This window comes from Lentzea guizhouensis, assembly GCF_001701025.1.
Lineage (GTDB): Bacteria > Actinomycetota > Actinomycetes > Mycobacteriales > Pseudonocardiaceae > Lentzea > Lentzea guizhouensis.
In genome coordinates this window covers 8348686-8361339 of the sequence record NZ_CP016793.1, presented here as the reverse complement: position 1 = coordinate 8361339, position 12654 = coordinate 8348686, and the positions used below count along the sequence as shown (strand labels likewise).

9 protein-coding genes are annotated in these 12654 nt (G+C 70.9%); 8 read left to right on the top strand and 1 reads right to left on the bottom strand.

The genetic code is table 11. The annotated features are described in order from the left end of the window. From BBK82_RS39855 to BBK82_RS39835, 5 genes are all read left to right on the top strand, one after another. Positions 1 to 816: a carbohydrate ABC transporter permease gene (locus BBK82_RS39855; protein WP_065919553.1), complete on the top strand. Its 816-nt coding sequence runs from the start codon at positions 1 to 3 to the stop codon at positions 814 to 816. Positions 817 to 849: 33 nt separating this feature from the next. Then, on the top strand, positions 850 to 3912 hold the full coding sequence (locus tag BBK82_RS39850; RefSeq protein WP_065919552.1) for a glycosyl hydrolase 115 family protein: 3063 nt from the start codon (positions 850 to 852) through the stop codon (positions 3910 to 3912). A gap of 19 nt (positions 3913 to 3931) precedes the next feature. Beyond that, the gene (locus tag BBK82_RS39845) at positions 3932 to 4951 is read left to right on the top strand and encodes an endo-1,4-beta-xylanase (protein ID WP_083268503.1); all 1020 of its coding nucleotides are present in this window, start codon (positions 3932 to 3934) and stop codon (positions 4949 to 4951) included. Between the two features lie 109 nt (positions 4952 to 5060). Beyond that, positions 5061 to 6071 carry an endo-1,4-beta-xylanase gene (locus BBK82_RS39840; RefSeq protein WP_083268967.1) on the top strand — a complete coding sequence of 337 codons (1011 nt, stop codon included), beginning with the start codon at positions 5061 to 5063 and terminating at the stop codon, positions 6069 to 6071. Positions 6072 to 6084: 13 nt separating this feature from the next. Continuing rightward, positions 6085 to 7626, top strand: coding sequence for a glycoside hydrolase family 43 protein (locus BBK82_RS39835; protein WP_065919551.1), 1542 nt, complete (start codon positions 6085 to 6087; stop codon positions 7624 to 7626). Positions 7627 to 7662: 36 nt separating this feature from the next. On the opposite strand, the gene BBK82_RS39830 is transcribed toward BBK82_RS39835, so the two are convergent. After that, on the bottom strand, positions 7663 to 8928 hold the full coding sequence (locus BBK82_RS39830) for an SGNH/GDSL hydrolase family protein (RefSeq protein ID WP_065919550.1): 1266 nt from the start codon (positions 8926 to 8928) through the stop codon (positions 7663 to 7665). A gap of 327 nt (positions 8929 to 9255) precedes the next feature. Between BBK82_RS39830 and BBK82_RS39825 the strand changes: the two genes are divergently transcribed. The 3 genes from BBK82_RS39825 to BBK82_RS39815 all read left to right on the top strand — a co-directional run bounded on the left by BBK82_RS39825 (position 9256) and on the right by BBK82_RS39815 (position 12640). After that, entirely contained in the window at positions 9256 to 9816 is a 561-nt protein-coding gene (locus tag BBK82_RS39825) for a DJ-1/PfpI family protein (protein ID WP_065919549.1), read from the top strand. Positions 9817 to 10097: 281 nt separating this feature from the next. Next, complete coding sequence (locus BBK82_RS39820; protein ID WP_065919548.1) at positions 10098 to 11612, top strand: sugar ABC transporter ATP-binding protein; 1515 nt, start codon at positions 10098 to 10100, stop codon at positions 11610 to 11612. Further along, a complete protein-coding gene (locus tag BBK82_RS39815) occupies positions 11609 to 12640 on the top strand; it encodes an ABC transporter permease (protein ID WP_065919547.1) in 1032 nt (343 codons plus the stop codon). The genes BBK82_RS39820 and BBK82_RS39815 overlap by 4 nt, the downstream gene beginning before the upstream one ends. Positions 12641 to 12654 lie beyond the last annotated feature (14 nt).

Sequence of the window (12654 nt, the reverse complement as noted above, 5' to 3'; positions counted from 1 at the left end):
ATGGCACGTCGCAACACCGCCGGCTACCTCGCCGCGTTCGCCGTGGTGGGCATCACCGTGGTGCCGCTGCTGTTCGTGCTGCTGGGCGGTTTCCGCACCACGGCGCAGATCAACTCCTCACCGGCGGGGCTCCCAGGGCCGTGGGTGTGGGACAACTACGTCGAGGTGGCGACCTCGCCGGTGTTCTGGCGGCTGCTCGGCAACAGCGCGCTGATCGCCGTGATCGCCACGACCCTGGCGGTCGTGTTCGGCGCGATGGCGGCGTTCGCGTTGTCCCGCTACGCCTTCCGCGGCAGGGAGGCGTTCTACACGCTGTTCACGCTCGGCCTGCTGTTCCCGCTGGGCGTGGCGACGCTGCCGCTGTACCTGTGGCTGCGCCAGCTCGGGCTGCTGGAGAACCCGCTCGGTGTCGCGATCCCGGAGGCGGCGTTCTCGCTGCCGATCACGATCGTGATCCTGCGGCCGTTCATGCACGCCATCCCGGCCGAGCTGGAGGACGCCGCGCTGCTCGACGGCGCCGCCAAGCTCGGGTTCTTCTGGCGGATCCTGCTGCCGCTGTCGCGGCCGGCGCTCTCGACGGTGTCCGTGCTCGCGTTCGTCAGCAGCTGGAACTTCTTCCTGCTGCCACTGCTGGTGTTCAACGACTCCAGCAACTTCACGCTTCCCCTGGGCGTTGCGATGTTCCAGTCGGAACACACCCAGGACACCGCGAAGGTGCTCGCCTTCACCGCGTTGTCCATGATCCCGGCGCTCACGTTCTTCGTGCTCGCCGAACGCCGGATGGTCGGCGGTCTCACCGGCTCGGTGAAGGGCTGACGATCCCGGCACGGCACTAGGAGGAGCTCAACGATGAACTCGTCCCTCGCCCGACGACACTTCTTACAACTGCTCGCCGCGCTGACGGCGGGTGCGAGCGTCACCGGAACAGCGTCGGCGGCCGAGCTCGTCTCGGCACAGGGCGGTTCCGGGCGCTTCCCGCTGGTGTCGCGGAGGAAGGCGGCGACGCTCGTGGTGAGCGCCGCCGACCACCCCGGCGTCGTGCGGGTCGCCGGTGACCTGCAGGCCGACGTGCAGCGGGTCACCGGCGTCAAGCCCGCGCTGGTGAACGGGTTGCCCGACCAGGGCGACGTGGTGCTGATCGGCTCGCTCGGCAGCCCGCTGGTCGACGACCTGGTGAAGGCCGGGAAGCTCGACGTCACCGGCATCAGGGGCAAGTGGGAGACCTCGCTCACCCAGGAGGTCCGCCTCGGCCGCCGGCGCGTGCTGGTGATCACCGGCAGCGACCAGCGCGGCACGATCTACGGCACCTACGACCTGTCCCGCGCCATCGGCGTCTCGCCCTGGTACTGGTGGGACGACGTGCCACCGGAGCACCGCGACGAGCTGCACGTGCGGTCGGAGCGGCACAGCCTCGGCACGCCGTTCGTGAAGTACCGCGGCATCTTCATCAACGACGAGAACCCGGCCCTCGGCACGTGGGCGCCTGCCTACTTCGGTCCCGGCCACGCGCCCGGCTACCCAGGCGGCTTCAACCACCTGTTCTGGGAGAAGGTCTTCGAGACCGTCCTGCGGCTGAAGGGCAACTACGTCTGGCCCGCGGTGTGGGGCAGGGCGTTCGCCGAGGACGACCCGCTCAACCACGCCACCGCCACCCGGTACGGCATCGTCATGGGCACCTCGCACGAGGCGCCGATGATGCGCGGCATCGAGGAGTGGAACCGGCACGCCAAGGCCGCGGTGCGCGATGCGAACGGCAACATCGTCACGCCCGGCCACGACCCGTACGGCGGCACGGGGGAGTGGAGCTTCCGCCGCAACGCCGACGCGATCAAGGCGTACTGGGCCGACGGCATCAAACGCATGGTGGAGCAGGACTTCGAGGGTGTCGTCACGGTCGGCATGCGCGGCAACGGCGACACCCAGCTGCCCGACGGCGACAGCATCGAGCTGATGCAGTCGATCCTCGCCACCGAGCAGGAGGTGCTGGCGCGGGTCACCGGCCGCGACCCGGCGGAGATCCCCCAGGTGTGGACGCTGTACAAGGAGGTGCTGCGGTACTGGGACAAGGGACTGCGGCCACCGGACCACGTCACCGTCGTCTTCCCCGACGACAACTGGGGCAACCTGTGCAAGCTGCCGGACCGCTCGCTGCCCCCGCGCGCCGGCGGGTACGGCCTGTACTACCACTTCGACTACGTCGGAGGCGGCCGCAACTACAAGTGGGTCGACACCTGCGCGCTCGCCAACCTGTGGGAGCAGCTGCACCAGGCGGCTGAGTACGGCGTCTCCCGGCTGTGGGTGGCCAACGTCGGCGACTTCAAGAGCAACGAGCTGCCCACCCAGTTCTTCCTGGACTACGCGTGGAACCCCGAGTCGTTGCCGCTGGAGGCACTGTCCACCTGGGAGCGTGCGTACGCGGAGCAGAACTTCGGCCGGCGGGAGGCCACCGCGATCGCCGAGGTGCTGCACACCTACGGCACGCTGCAGGCGCGGCGCAAGCCGGAGCTGCTCAACCGCAAGATCAGCACGGACGGCACCACGATCGTCTACGACGACAAGGCCACCCCGTTCAGCCTGGTGAACTACCGCGAGATCGACCGCGTGACGGACGAGTGGAAGCGGCTGGGCGAGCGGGCCGAGCAGATCGGCGCCCGGCTGCCCGCCGCCTACCGGGACGCGTACTTCGAGCTGGTGCTGTACCAGGTGAAGGCCACCGCGAACCTGTACGAGCTGCGGCACGCGGAGTTCACGAACCTGTTCTACGCGGCGCAGGGCCGGGCGCTGGCCAACGACCTCGCCACGACGACCGAGGCGCGGTTCGCCGATGACCTCGCGCTCGCGGACAGGTTCAACAACGTCGTCGCGGGCGGAAAGTGGCGCGGGTTCCAGACCCAGCCGCACATCGGGTACGGCGACGTCGAACGGTACGGGCCGAACGCGCCGTGGCAGCAGCCGGAGAAGGACCACGTCGCGCTGCCCGACGAGATCTTCCCGCCGGTGCGGCGGATCACCGTGGCGCAGCCGGCCGAGATGGGCGTCGCGGTCGACGGGTCCGAGCAGTGGTGGCCGTCCTCCCCGGACACACCGGTGCTGCCGGAGCTCAGCCCGTTCTCCACCGCGCCGGCGCCGTTCATCGACGTCTTCAACCGCGGCACCGAGCCGTTCGACTGCACGATCCGCTCCGGCGCGCCGTGGCTGGTCGTGCGGCCGGCGTCGGGCCGGGTGGACAAGCAGCTGCGGGCGGGCATCACGGTCGACTGGTCGCGGGCACCGAAGGGCACCACCAGCGTGCCGGTCGTGGTGTCCGGCGCCGGGCGCACGGTGACCGTGCAGGCCCCGATCGGGAACCCGGCCGTGCCGCACTCGTGGCGCAACGGGTTCATGGAGGCCGGCGGGTACGTGTCGATCGAGGCCGAGCACCACAGCGCCAACGTCGGCGTCGGCGGTGTGCGGTGGAAGCGGGTTCCCGACCTCGGCAGGACGGGAGCGGGCCTCAAGCCGTTCCCGGTCACCGCCGCGAGCCGGGAACCCGGCCGCGGACCGCGGCTCGAGTACCGGATGACGCTCTTCACCATCGGTGACGTGACGGTGTGGGCCTACCTCTCGCCCCGCGCCGGGGTGCTGCCGACACCGGGTCTGCGGTACGCGGTGTCGTTCGACGACGAGGTCCCCCAGGTCGTGGACGCGATCAAGGTGCACGGCGCCGACCACTCGCTGATGAACAAGCCGTGGGAGCGCATGACCTCCGACAACGTCAACCGCACCGCCACCAGGCACGTGATCTCCACGCCCGGTCCGCACGTGCTCCGGTTCTGGATGGTCGACCCCACGCTCGTGGTGCAGAAGCTGGTCGTGGACACCGGCGGGCTGCGCGCGAGCTACCTCGGACCGCCGGAGAGCAAGCGCATGTAGTCAATCCAAGGGAGCGACGATGAAGTTGCACTCGACCAGGACCACGAGGTTGCTCGCGATCGCGGCGGCGGCGGCCGCGATCGCGGCCGGCCAGGTGGTCCCGGCCTCGGCTGCTGGGCCGTTGAAGGACATCACGACCAGGTGGGTCGGCAGCGCGGTGGCGGCGGGGCCGCTGGGCAGCCAGGCCGACTACCGCTCGGTGCTGACCCGCGAGTTCGACAGCGTGACCCCCGAGAACGAGATGAAGTGGGCCGTGGTCGAACCCGACCGCGGCCAGTTCAACTGGTCCGGTGCCGACGCGATCGTCAACTACGCGCAGCAGAACGGGAAGTCCGTGCGCGGGCACACCCTGGTGTGGCACAGCCAGTACCCGGGCTGGCTCAACAACCTCGGTGCCGCCGAGCTGCGCAGCGTGACCCAGCAGCACATCAACACCGAGATGGGCCGGTACCGCGGCAAGATCCGCGCGTGGGACGTCGTCAACGAGATCTTCGAGGAGAACGGCTCGCGCAGGCAGTCGATCTTCCAGACGCGCATGGGTGACGGGTTCGTCGCCGACGCGTTCCGCTGGGCGCGCGCCGCCGACCCGTCGGCCAAGCTCTACATCAACGACTACAACACCGAGGGCATCAACGCCAAGAGCGACGCGGTCTACAACCTGGTCCGCACGCTGAAGCAACAGGGTGTGCCGATCGACGGCGTCGGCATCCAGACGCACCTCGCCACCCGGTACGGCTTCCCGTCGAGCTTCCGGCAGAACATCGAACGGCTGGCCGCGCTCGGCGTCGACATCGCGATCACCGAGGCCGACGTCCGCGTCCAGCTGCCGGTCGACTCGACCAAGCTGAACCAGCAGGCCAACTACTACAAGCAGATCTGGGACGCGTGCCACGCCGTCTCGCGGTGCGTGGAGTTCACGACGTGGGGGTACACGGACCGCCACTCGTGGGTGCCGGGGACCTTCCCCGGTGAGGGCGCTGCCTGCCTCTTCGACTCGAACCTGAGGCCGAAACCCGCCTACAGCCGGATCAACCCCTAGGCCGACCCGGTCCGCGCACCCGGTCCTGCCCGGCACGCCGTTCCCGGTGGTGCCGGGCAGGACCGGGCGGACCGCACGGAGCAGCAACCACACCAAGGAGACAGCGACGATGATGTTGCGCTTACCCCGGGTCCTCGCGATCGCGGCGGCGGCGGCCGTGATGGTGGCGAGCCAGGCGGTGCCCGCGTCGGCGGCGGGACCGTTGAAGAACACGACGAACAGATGGGTCGGCAGCGCGGTGGCCGCCGGGCCGCTGGCCGACGAGGCGGACTACCGCGCGGTGCTGACCCGCGAGTTCGACAGCGTCACGCCGGAGAACGAGATGAAGTGGGGCGTCGTCGAGGCGACCCGCGGCCAGTACGACTGGTCCGGCGCCGACGCGATCGTGAGCTATGCCAAGCGGACCGGGAAGTCCGTGCGCGGGCACACGCTCGTGTGGCACAGCCAGCTGCCCGACTGGGTCGACGACCTGGAGGCCGGTGAGCTGCGCAGCACGGTCAAGAAGCACATCAAGACCACGGTCAGCCGGTTCAAGGGCAAGATCCGCGCGTGGGACGTCGTCATCGAGGCGTTCAACGAGGACGGCACCCGCCGGGAGACGGTGTTCCAGCAGAAGCTCGGCGACGGCTACATCGCCGAGGCGTTCCGGCTGGCGCACGCGGCCGACCCGCGGGCCAAGCTCTACATCAACGACTACAACATCGAGGGCATCAACCCCAAGAGCGACGCGGTGTACGAGCTCGTGCGGTCGTTGAAGAAGAAGGGTGTGCCGATCGAGGGCGTCGGCATTCAGACGCACCTCGCGCTGCAGTACGGCTTCCCGACGACCATGCGGGAGAACATCGAGCGGTTCGCGAGGCTCGGCGTCGACGTGGCGATCACCGAGGCCGACGTGCGCATCCCGCAGCCGACCGACGCGGCGAAGCTCGAGGCGCAGGCCGACTTCTACGAGCAGGCCTGGGACGCCTGCCACGCCGTGCGGCGGTGCGTGGAGTTCACGACGTGGGGCTTCACCGACCGGCACTCGTGGGTGCCCGGTGTGTTCCCCGGCGAGGACGACGCGTGCCTGTTCGACGAGGACCTGCGGCCGAAGCCCGCCTACCACCGCATCAACCCCTAGCGGGAGCCCCCACTTGGCACAGTTCTCGAACCCGGTCCTGCCCGGCTCGCACCCCGATCCTTCGGTGTGCCGGGTGGGACCGGACTACTACCTGGTGACCTCGACCTTCGAGTACTTCCCCGGCCTGCCCCTCCACCACAGCCGGGACTTGGTGCACTGGCGGCTGCTGGGCCACGTGCTCGACCGGCCGTCGCAGCTGCCGTTGCAGGGCGTGCCGGCGTCCGGTGGTCTTTACGCACCGACGATCCGGCACCACGACGGGGTGTTCTACGTTGTCTGCACGTTGGTGCACGGCAACCGGGAGTCCGGCAACTTCGTCGTGACCGCGACCGACCCGGCCGGTCCGTGGTCCGAGCCGACGTGGTTGCCGGAGGCGGACGGGTTCGACCCGTCGCTGTTCTTCGACGACGACGGCCGTGCGTGGTGGACGGCGACCCGGCTGGTGCGCCCGCCGGGTGAGACCGAGGTCTGGCTGCGCGAGTTCGACCCGGTCTCCCTCAGTCTGGTCGGTGACGAGCACGTGGTGTGGCGCGGCGCGCTGCGGGACGCGGTCTGGCCGGAAGCACCCCACGTGTACAAAGTGGACGGCCGCTACGTGCTGCTGACCGCGGAGGGCGGCACGGACTTCGAGCACTCCGTGGTCGTGGCGACGGCGGACCACGTCACCGGCCCGTACCGGGGCTCACCGCTCAACCCCGTGCTGACCCACCGCCACCTCGGCCGCGACCACCCGGTCGCGGCGGCCGGGCACGCGGACCTGGTGTGCACCCAGAACGGCCAGTGGTACGCCGTGCTGCTCGCGACCAGGCCGTACGGCGGCTACTACTACAACCTCGGCCGCGAGACGTTCCTCGTGCCGGTGGTGTGGGAGGCGGGCGGCCCGGTGTTCAGCCCCGGCACCGGCCGGGTCGAGGAGAGCTACGACGTGCCCGACCTGCTGCCGCACCCCTGGCCGGTGCCGCCGCAGACCGACGACTTCGACGCGCCGGAGCTCGACCTCGCGTGGATGTTCCTGCGCACGCCGGAGGAGCCGTTCGTCTCACTCACCGATCGGCCAGGGCACCTGCGGCTGCGCGTCCGGCCGGAGTCGGTCACCGAGCCGGTCACGCCGAGCATCGTCGTGCGGCGCCAGCAGCACCGAAGCTTCCACGCGTCTTGTGCGCTCGAGTTCACGGCGGCCGGACCGGCGGAGGCGGCGGGCCTGGTGCTGCTGCAGAACGACGAGCACCACGTCCGGCTGCTGCTCGGCGCGGACCGCGAGGTCACCCTCGTGCGCCGCTTCGGCGGCAAGGACGAGGAGATCGCGCGGACGTCGGTGGGGGAGGGCGTGGTGCGGCTGTGCCTGGAGGCGGTCGGCCAGGACGTGCAGGCGCTGGTCGCCGCGGGCTCCGAGGGGTGGCGGCTGCTCGGTGACCCGTTCGACGGGCGGGTGCTGAGCACGCCGGTCGCCGGCGGGTTCACCGGCGTCCACATCGGACTGTACGCGTCCTCGGAGGGGGCACCGAGCGAGTCGTGGGCCGACTTCGACAGCTTCACCTACCGGGGCCTGGAGTAGCCGGTGCCGCCACGGCACCGGCCGCCCAGGAGCTGATCAGTGGAACAGACGAAGGGGGACCGCCTCGGCGAGGGCCCGGTAACCGGCCGGGTTCAGGTGCAGGTGGTCTCCCACGTCGAACGCGGTCAGCAGCTGTCGCGGCGCGGCCGGGTCGCGCACGACGGCGTCGAAGTCGAGCACGGCGTCGAAGCGGCGGCTGGTCCGGATCCACCGGTTCACCGCCTGCCGCGCCGTCTCGCGGAACCCGCCGGCGTCGTCGTAGAAGCTGCCGCCGAACGGGAGCAGCGTCGCGCCGTACACGTGCAGGTCGTGCGCGTGGGCCCGGTCGAGGACCTGCTGGTAGCCCGCGATGAGGCGCTCGGCGGTGCGCTGCTGGGACGCCTGGTCCGCGGCGGCCGTGCCGATGTCGTTGACGCCCTCGAACAGCAGCAGCCACTCGACCCGGCTCTGCGCCAGCAGGTCGCGGTCGAGCCGCGCCAGCACGCTCGGGCCCAGGCCGTTGTCCAGCACCCGGTTGCCGCCGGCCGCCTGGTTCAGCACCGCGCGCGGCCGTGCGGCGGTCGCGCGCAGCCGGTCGGCGAGCCGGTCCGGCCAGCGGTCGTTGCCGTTGGTGGTGGAACCGCGGCCGTCGGTCAGCGAGTCGCCGATCACGACGAGCGCGGAGGCGTCCGCACCGGCGAGCACCTCGACGCCGCTGAGGAAGTACCAGTGGTCGGTGGGGGTGGCGCCGGGCAGGTCGCCGGCGTCGACGTGGTCGCCGGCCAGGAGGTGGGACGTGGTGCGCGAACCGGGGTGCGAGGTGATGTCGTTCGACGCCTGCCCGGTGGCGAGGTACGTGGTGACGGTGAGGTTCGACCCGGCGGTCAGCGGGAAGTCGAGCGGGTCGGACACCACGAGCATGCCGGGCGTGAGGTCCGCGGAGGGCGAGCCGTTGAACGTCACCCGGCGTACCGAACCGGGCTCGACGGCGCTCACGCCGGCCCGGCCCCCCGCGGGGAGCGCGACGGTGACCGCGGTGATCGGCAAGGTCGCGCCGCCGAACGCGTTGGAGAAGCGCAACCGCAGCCGCCGCCCGCCGATCGTCACCCGGACGGTCTGGCGCAGCGTCGCGTTCGCGAGCACGAGCCCGTCCTGGGTGAACGGCGCCGGCGGCATGTTGTGGGGCTCGGTCAGCTGGGGCATCGACGCCCACGTGCCGACCCAGCGTTCGCGAGCCCGCCGTGGCGTGCTCGCCTCCGCGGTGCTGGTGGATCCGGCGACGACCGTGACGGCCGCGGCACCGAGGAACGACCGTCTGCGCATTGTCCCAACCCTTCGCCGTGGATGGCGTTCGGAATCGAACCTAGGAGGGGTGCGGCGACGCCGTCAATGAAGTGACACAAGGGAAATCGCCGAAACACCTGTGTGCCGGGCGGGGGCCGGAGGTGTGTTTCGCGCTGCCTTCCGGCGGTGGCGGAGATGGCCTGCATCTGCCACCTCGGCCTGTTGACCGGGAGTGGTGGCGGTCCTACCGTGGAACGTGTTCTGCCGACGACCATTTAGTCCATTGTGGACGCGAATCGTCCGGTGTCGCCGACACCTCCGCCGCAGGACCACCGTGTCCGCAGTCGATGGTGATGAGGAGTGCGCATGGCACGAGTGCTGATGCTGGTGGGCGACGCGGCCGAGGAGCTCGACTCGATGTACCCGCTGTTCCGGTTGCGGGAGGACGACCACGAGGTCGTGGTGGCCGCGCCCAGCACACGTCCGGTCCAGCTGGTGGTGCACGACTTCGAACCGGGGTGTGACGCCTACACGGAGAAACCCGGCCGCCGGCTGCCCGTGGACCTGGCGTTCGCGGACGTGCGGCCTGAGGAGTTCGACGCGCTGGTGATCCCGGGCGGCCGGGCGCCGGAGTACATCCGCACGGACCCGGAGGTGGCCCGGATCGTCCAGCACTTCTTCGCCCACGACCGCCCGGTCGGGACGATCTGCCACGGCCCGCAGGTCCCGGCGGCGCTGGGCCTGCTGCGCGGCAGGACGACGGCCGCCTACCCGCCGCTGCGGGCCGATGTCGAGCAGGCCGGCGGCACCTTCGCCGACGGGCCGGACGTCGTGGACGGCGTGATGGTCTCCTGCCGCGGCTGGCCGGACCTGCCCCAGTGGTCCAAGGCATTCCTGCGCGTTCTCGCGAAGACGAACGGCAGCTGATCCTCCACACTGGAACCGCACGTCCGCCGCGGTCGGTGACGGCTCCCAGGCCGCGGCGGACGCGTGTCGCCATCGCTCCTGACCGGCCTCCGGTCAAGGGAAAAATTGGCCGATATGTGCCACCTCCACAGCCTTGTCCGCAGGTCGGACCGAACTTAGGTTGACGGTTCGGAAGGCTTGATTTTCTTGTTGGCACAGCGGTTGCCGGGCTCGGAGGACTCGATGGTTGGCTCACCTGTGCGCGGTCGCGTGCCTGGTCGGCTGTGGACGGGAGTGACCGGATGACGGTCCCGGCAGCGGCTCTGCTGTCGGTCCGGGGTCTGGTCAAGCGCTTCCCCGGTGTGACGGCCCTGGGCGGGGTGGACTTCGACGTCCGCGCGGGTGAGGTGCACTGCCTGCTCGGGCAGAACGGGGCCGGCAAGTCGACGCTGATCAAGGTCCTGTCCGGCGCTCACCGCCCCGACGAGGGCGAGATCCGCTGGCGCGGCGAGGTCGTGTCGTTCGGCAACCCCACCGCCGCGATGCGCAGCGGGGTGGCCGCCATCTACCAGGAGCTCGACCTGGTCGCGGGTCTCTCGGTGGCCGACAACGTCTTCCTCGGGCACGAACTGTCCACTGCGGGCTTCACCCGGCGGGCCGAGGCCCGCCGCAGGACCCGCGCGCTGCTCGACCGGCTGGGCCACCCCGACATCGCGCCGGACCGGGACGTCGGCCGGTTGTCCGTGGCCCACCAGCAGGTCGTCAGCATGGCGCGGGCGCTGTCGCTGGACGGCCAGCTGCTGATCATGGACGAGCCGTCGGCCGTGCTCGACCCGGACGAGGTGCGGGTGCTCTTCGGCATCATCCGCGAGCTGACCGCCCAGGGAGTGGCCGTCGTCTACATCTCCCACCGGCTCGCCGAGATCAGGGAGATCGGCGACCGGGTCACCGTGCTCAAGGACGGCCGCACCGTCGCGACCGGCCTGCCCGCGCGCGAGGTGCGCACCGCGGAGCTGATCGCGTTGATGACCGGGCGCGACATCGACAACGTCTACCCCGACCGGCCACCGGTCGACCCCGCCGCGCCGGAGGTGCTGGTGGTGCGCGGGCTGACCGACGGCGACCGCTTCCGCGACGTGGACCTCACGGTCCGCGCCGGTGAGGTGGTCGGGCTCGCCGGGCTCGTCGGGTCGGGCCGCTCGGAGATCGTGGAGACCGTCTACGGCGCCCGGAAACGGGTCGGCGGCACCGTCGAGGTGGACGGCAGGCCGTTGCGGCGCGGTGGCGTCGGACCGGCGGTGCGCGCGGGCATGGGGCTGTGCCCGGAGGAGCGCAAGAGCCAGGGACTGCTGCTGGACCAGGCCGTCTACCGCAACATCACCATGTCGTCGATGTCGTCGTTCGCGCGGTTCGGGTTCCTCGACGACCGCGCCGAACGCACCCGCTCGGCCGCCCTCACCGCGGCGCTGGACGTGCGCCCGGCCGGGGTGGACCGCGTGGTGCGCGGGCTGTCCGGCGGCAACCAGCAGAAGGTCGTGCTCGCCCGGTGGCTGCTGCGGGAGTGCCGGGTGCTGCTGCTGGACGAACCCACGCGCGGGGTCGACGTGGGTGCGCGCAACGAGATCTACGAGCTGATCCGCGAGCTGGCCACCAGGGGAGTGGCCGTGGTCGTCGTGTCGAGCGACGTGGAGGAGGTCCTGGGGCTGGCCGACCGGGTCCTCGTGGTGCGCGAGGGCCGGGTGGTCCACGACGGGCCTGCCGACGAGATCGACGAGTCCCGGGTCCTCGACCTGGTCATGGAAGGACACGCCGCATGAGCGAGGACACCGCCGCCGTGCCCGCGCGGACACAGGGCAGAGCGCCCGCTGCGAAGGAGACCGGCATCGCGGGCCTGCTGGGCTCCGCCGCCGGGCGCAACACCGGCCTCGTGGTCGCACTGGTCCTGCTGTGCGCGGGCGGTGTGGTCACCGCCGGGGACCGGTTCGCCGACATCGACAACGTGCTCACGATCCTGCGGCTCGCGGCCGTGATCGGCGTGGTGAGCATCGGAATGACGTTCGTGATCACCGGGGGCGGGATCGACCTGTCGGTGGGCGCGATCGTCGCGCTGTCGTCGGTGTGGGCCACCACGCTGGCCACGCAGGGGATGGCCACCGGCACCCACTGGATCGTCATGGTCTTCACCGCGCTGCTGGTGGGCGGGGCCTGCGGGCTGGTCAACGGGGTGCTGATCGCCTACGGCCGGGTCGTGGCGTTCATCGCGACCCTGGCGAGCCTGGCCGCCGCACGCGGCCTGGCCGAGATCATCTCCAACCGCAAGACGCAGATCGTGAACGTGCCGGGCTTCGCCGCCTTCTTCGACGCATCGGTGCTGGGGGTACCGGTGCTCGTGGTGATCTTCGCGCTGGTGGCGGTCGGCGGGTGGGTGCTGCTCAACCGCACCACGTTCGGGCGCAGGACGTTCGCCGTCGGCGGCAACCCGGAGGCCGCCCGGCTCGCCGGCATCGACGTGCGGCGGCACACCGTGATGCTCTACTCGCTGCTCGGCCTGTGCTGCGGGCTGGCCGCGGTCATGCTCATCGCCCGCACCACCACGGGCAGCGCCACCCACGGCGGGTTGTACGAGCTCGACGCCATCGCCGCTGTCGTCATCGGCGGCACGCTGCTCTCCGGCGGCCGCGGCACGATCGCGGGCACCGTCTTCGGTGTCCTGATCTTCACCACGCTGTCGAACGTCTTCACCCTCAACAACCTCTCCATCTCCGCCCAGGCCGTCGCGAAGGGCGCGATCATCGTGGTCGCCGTCCTCCTGCAGCAGCGGCTCGCCCGACGCAGCGGCGCTTGACGCCGCCCCTCCAG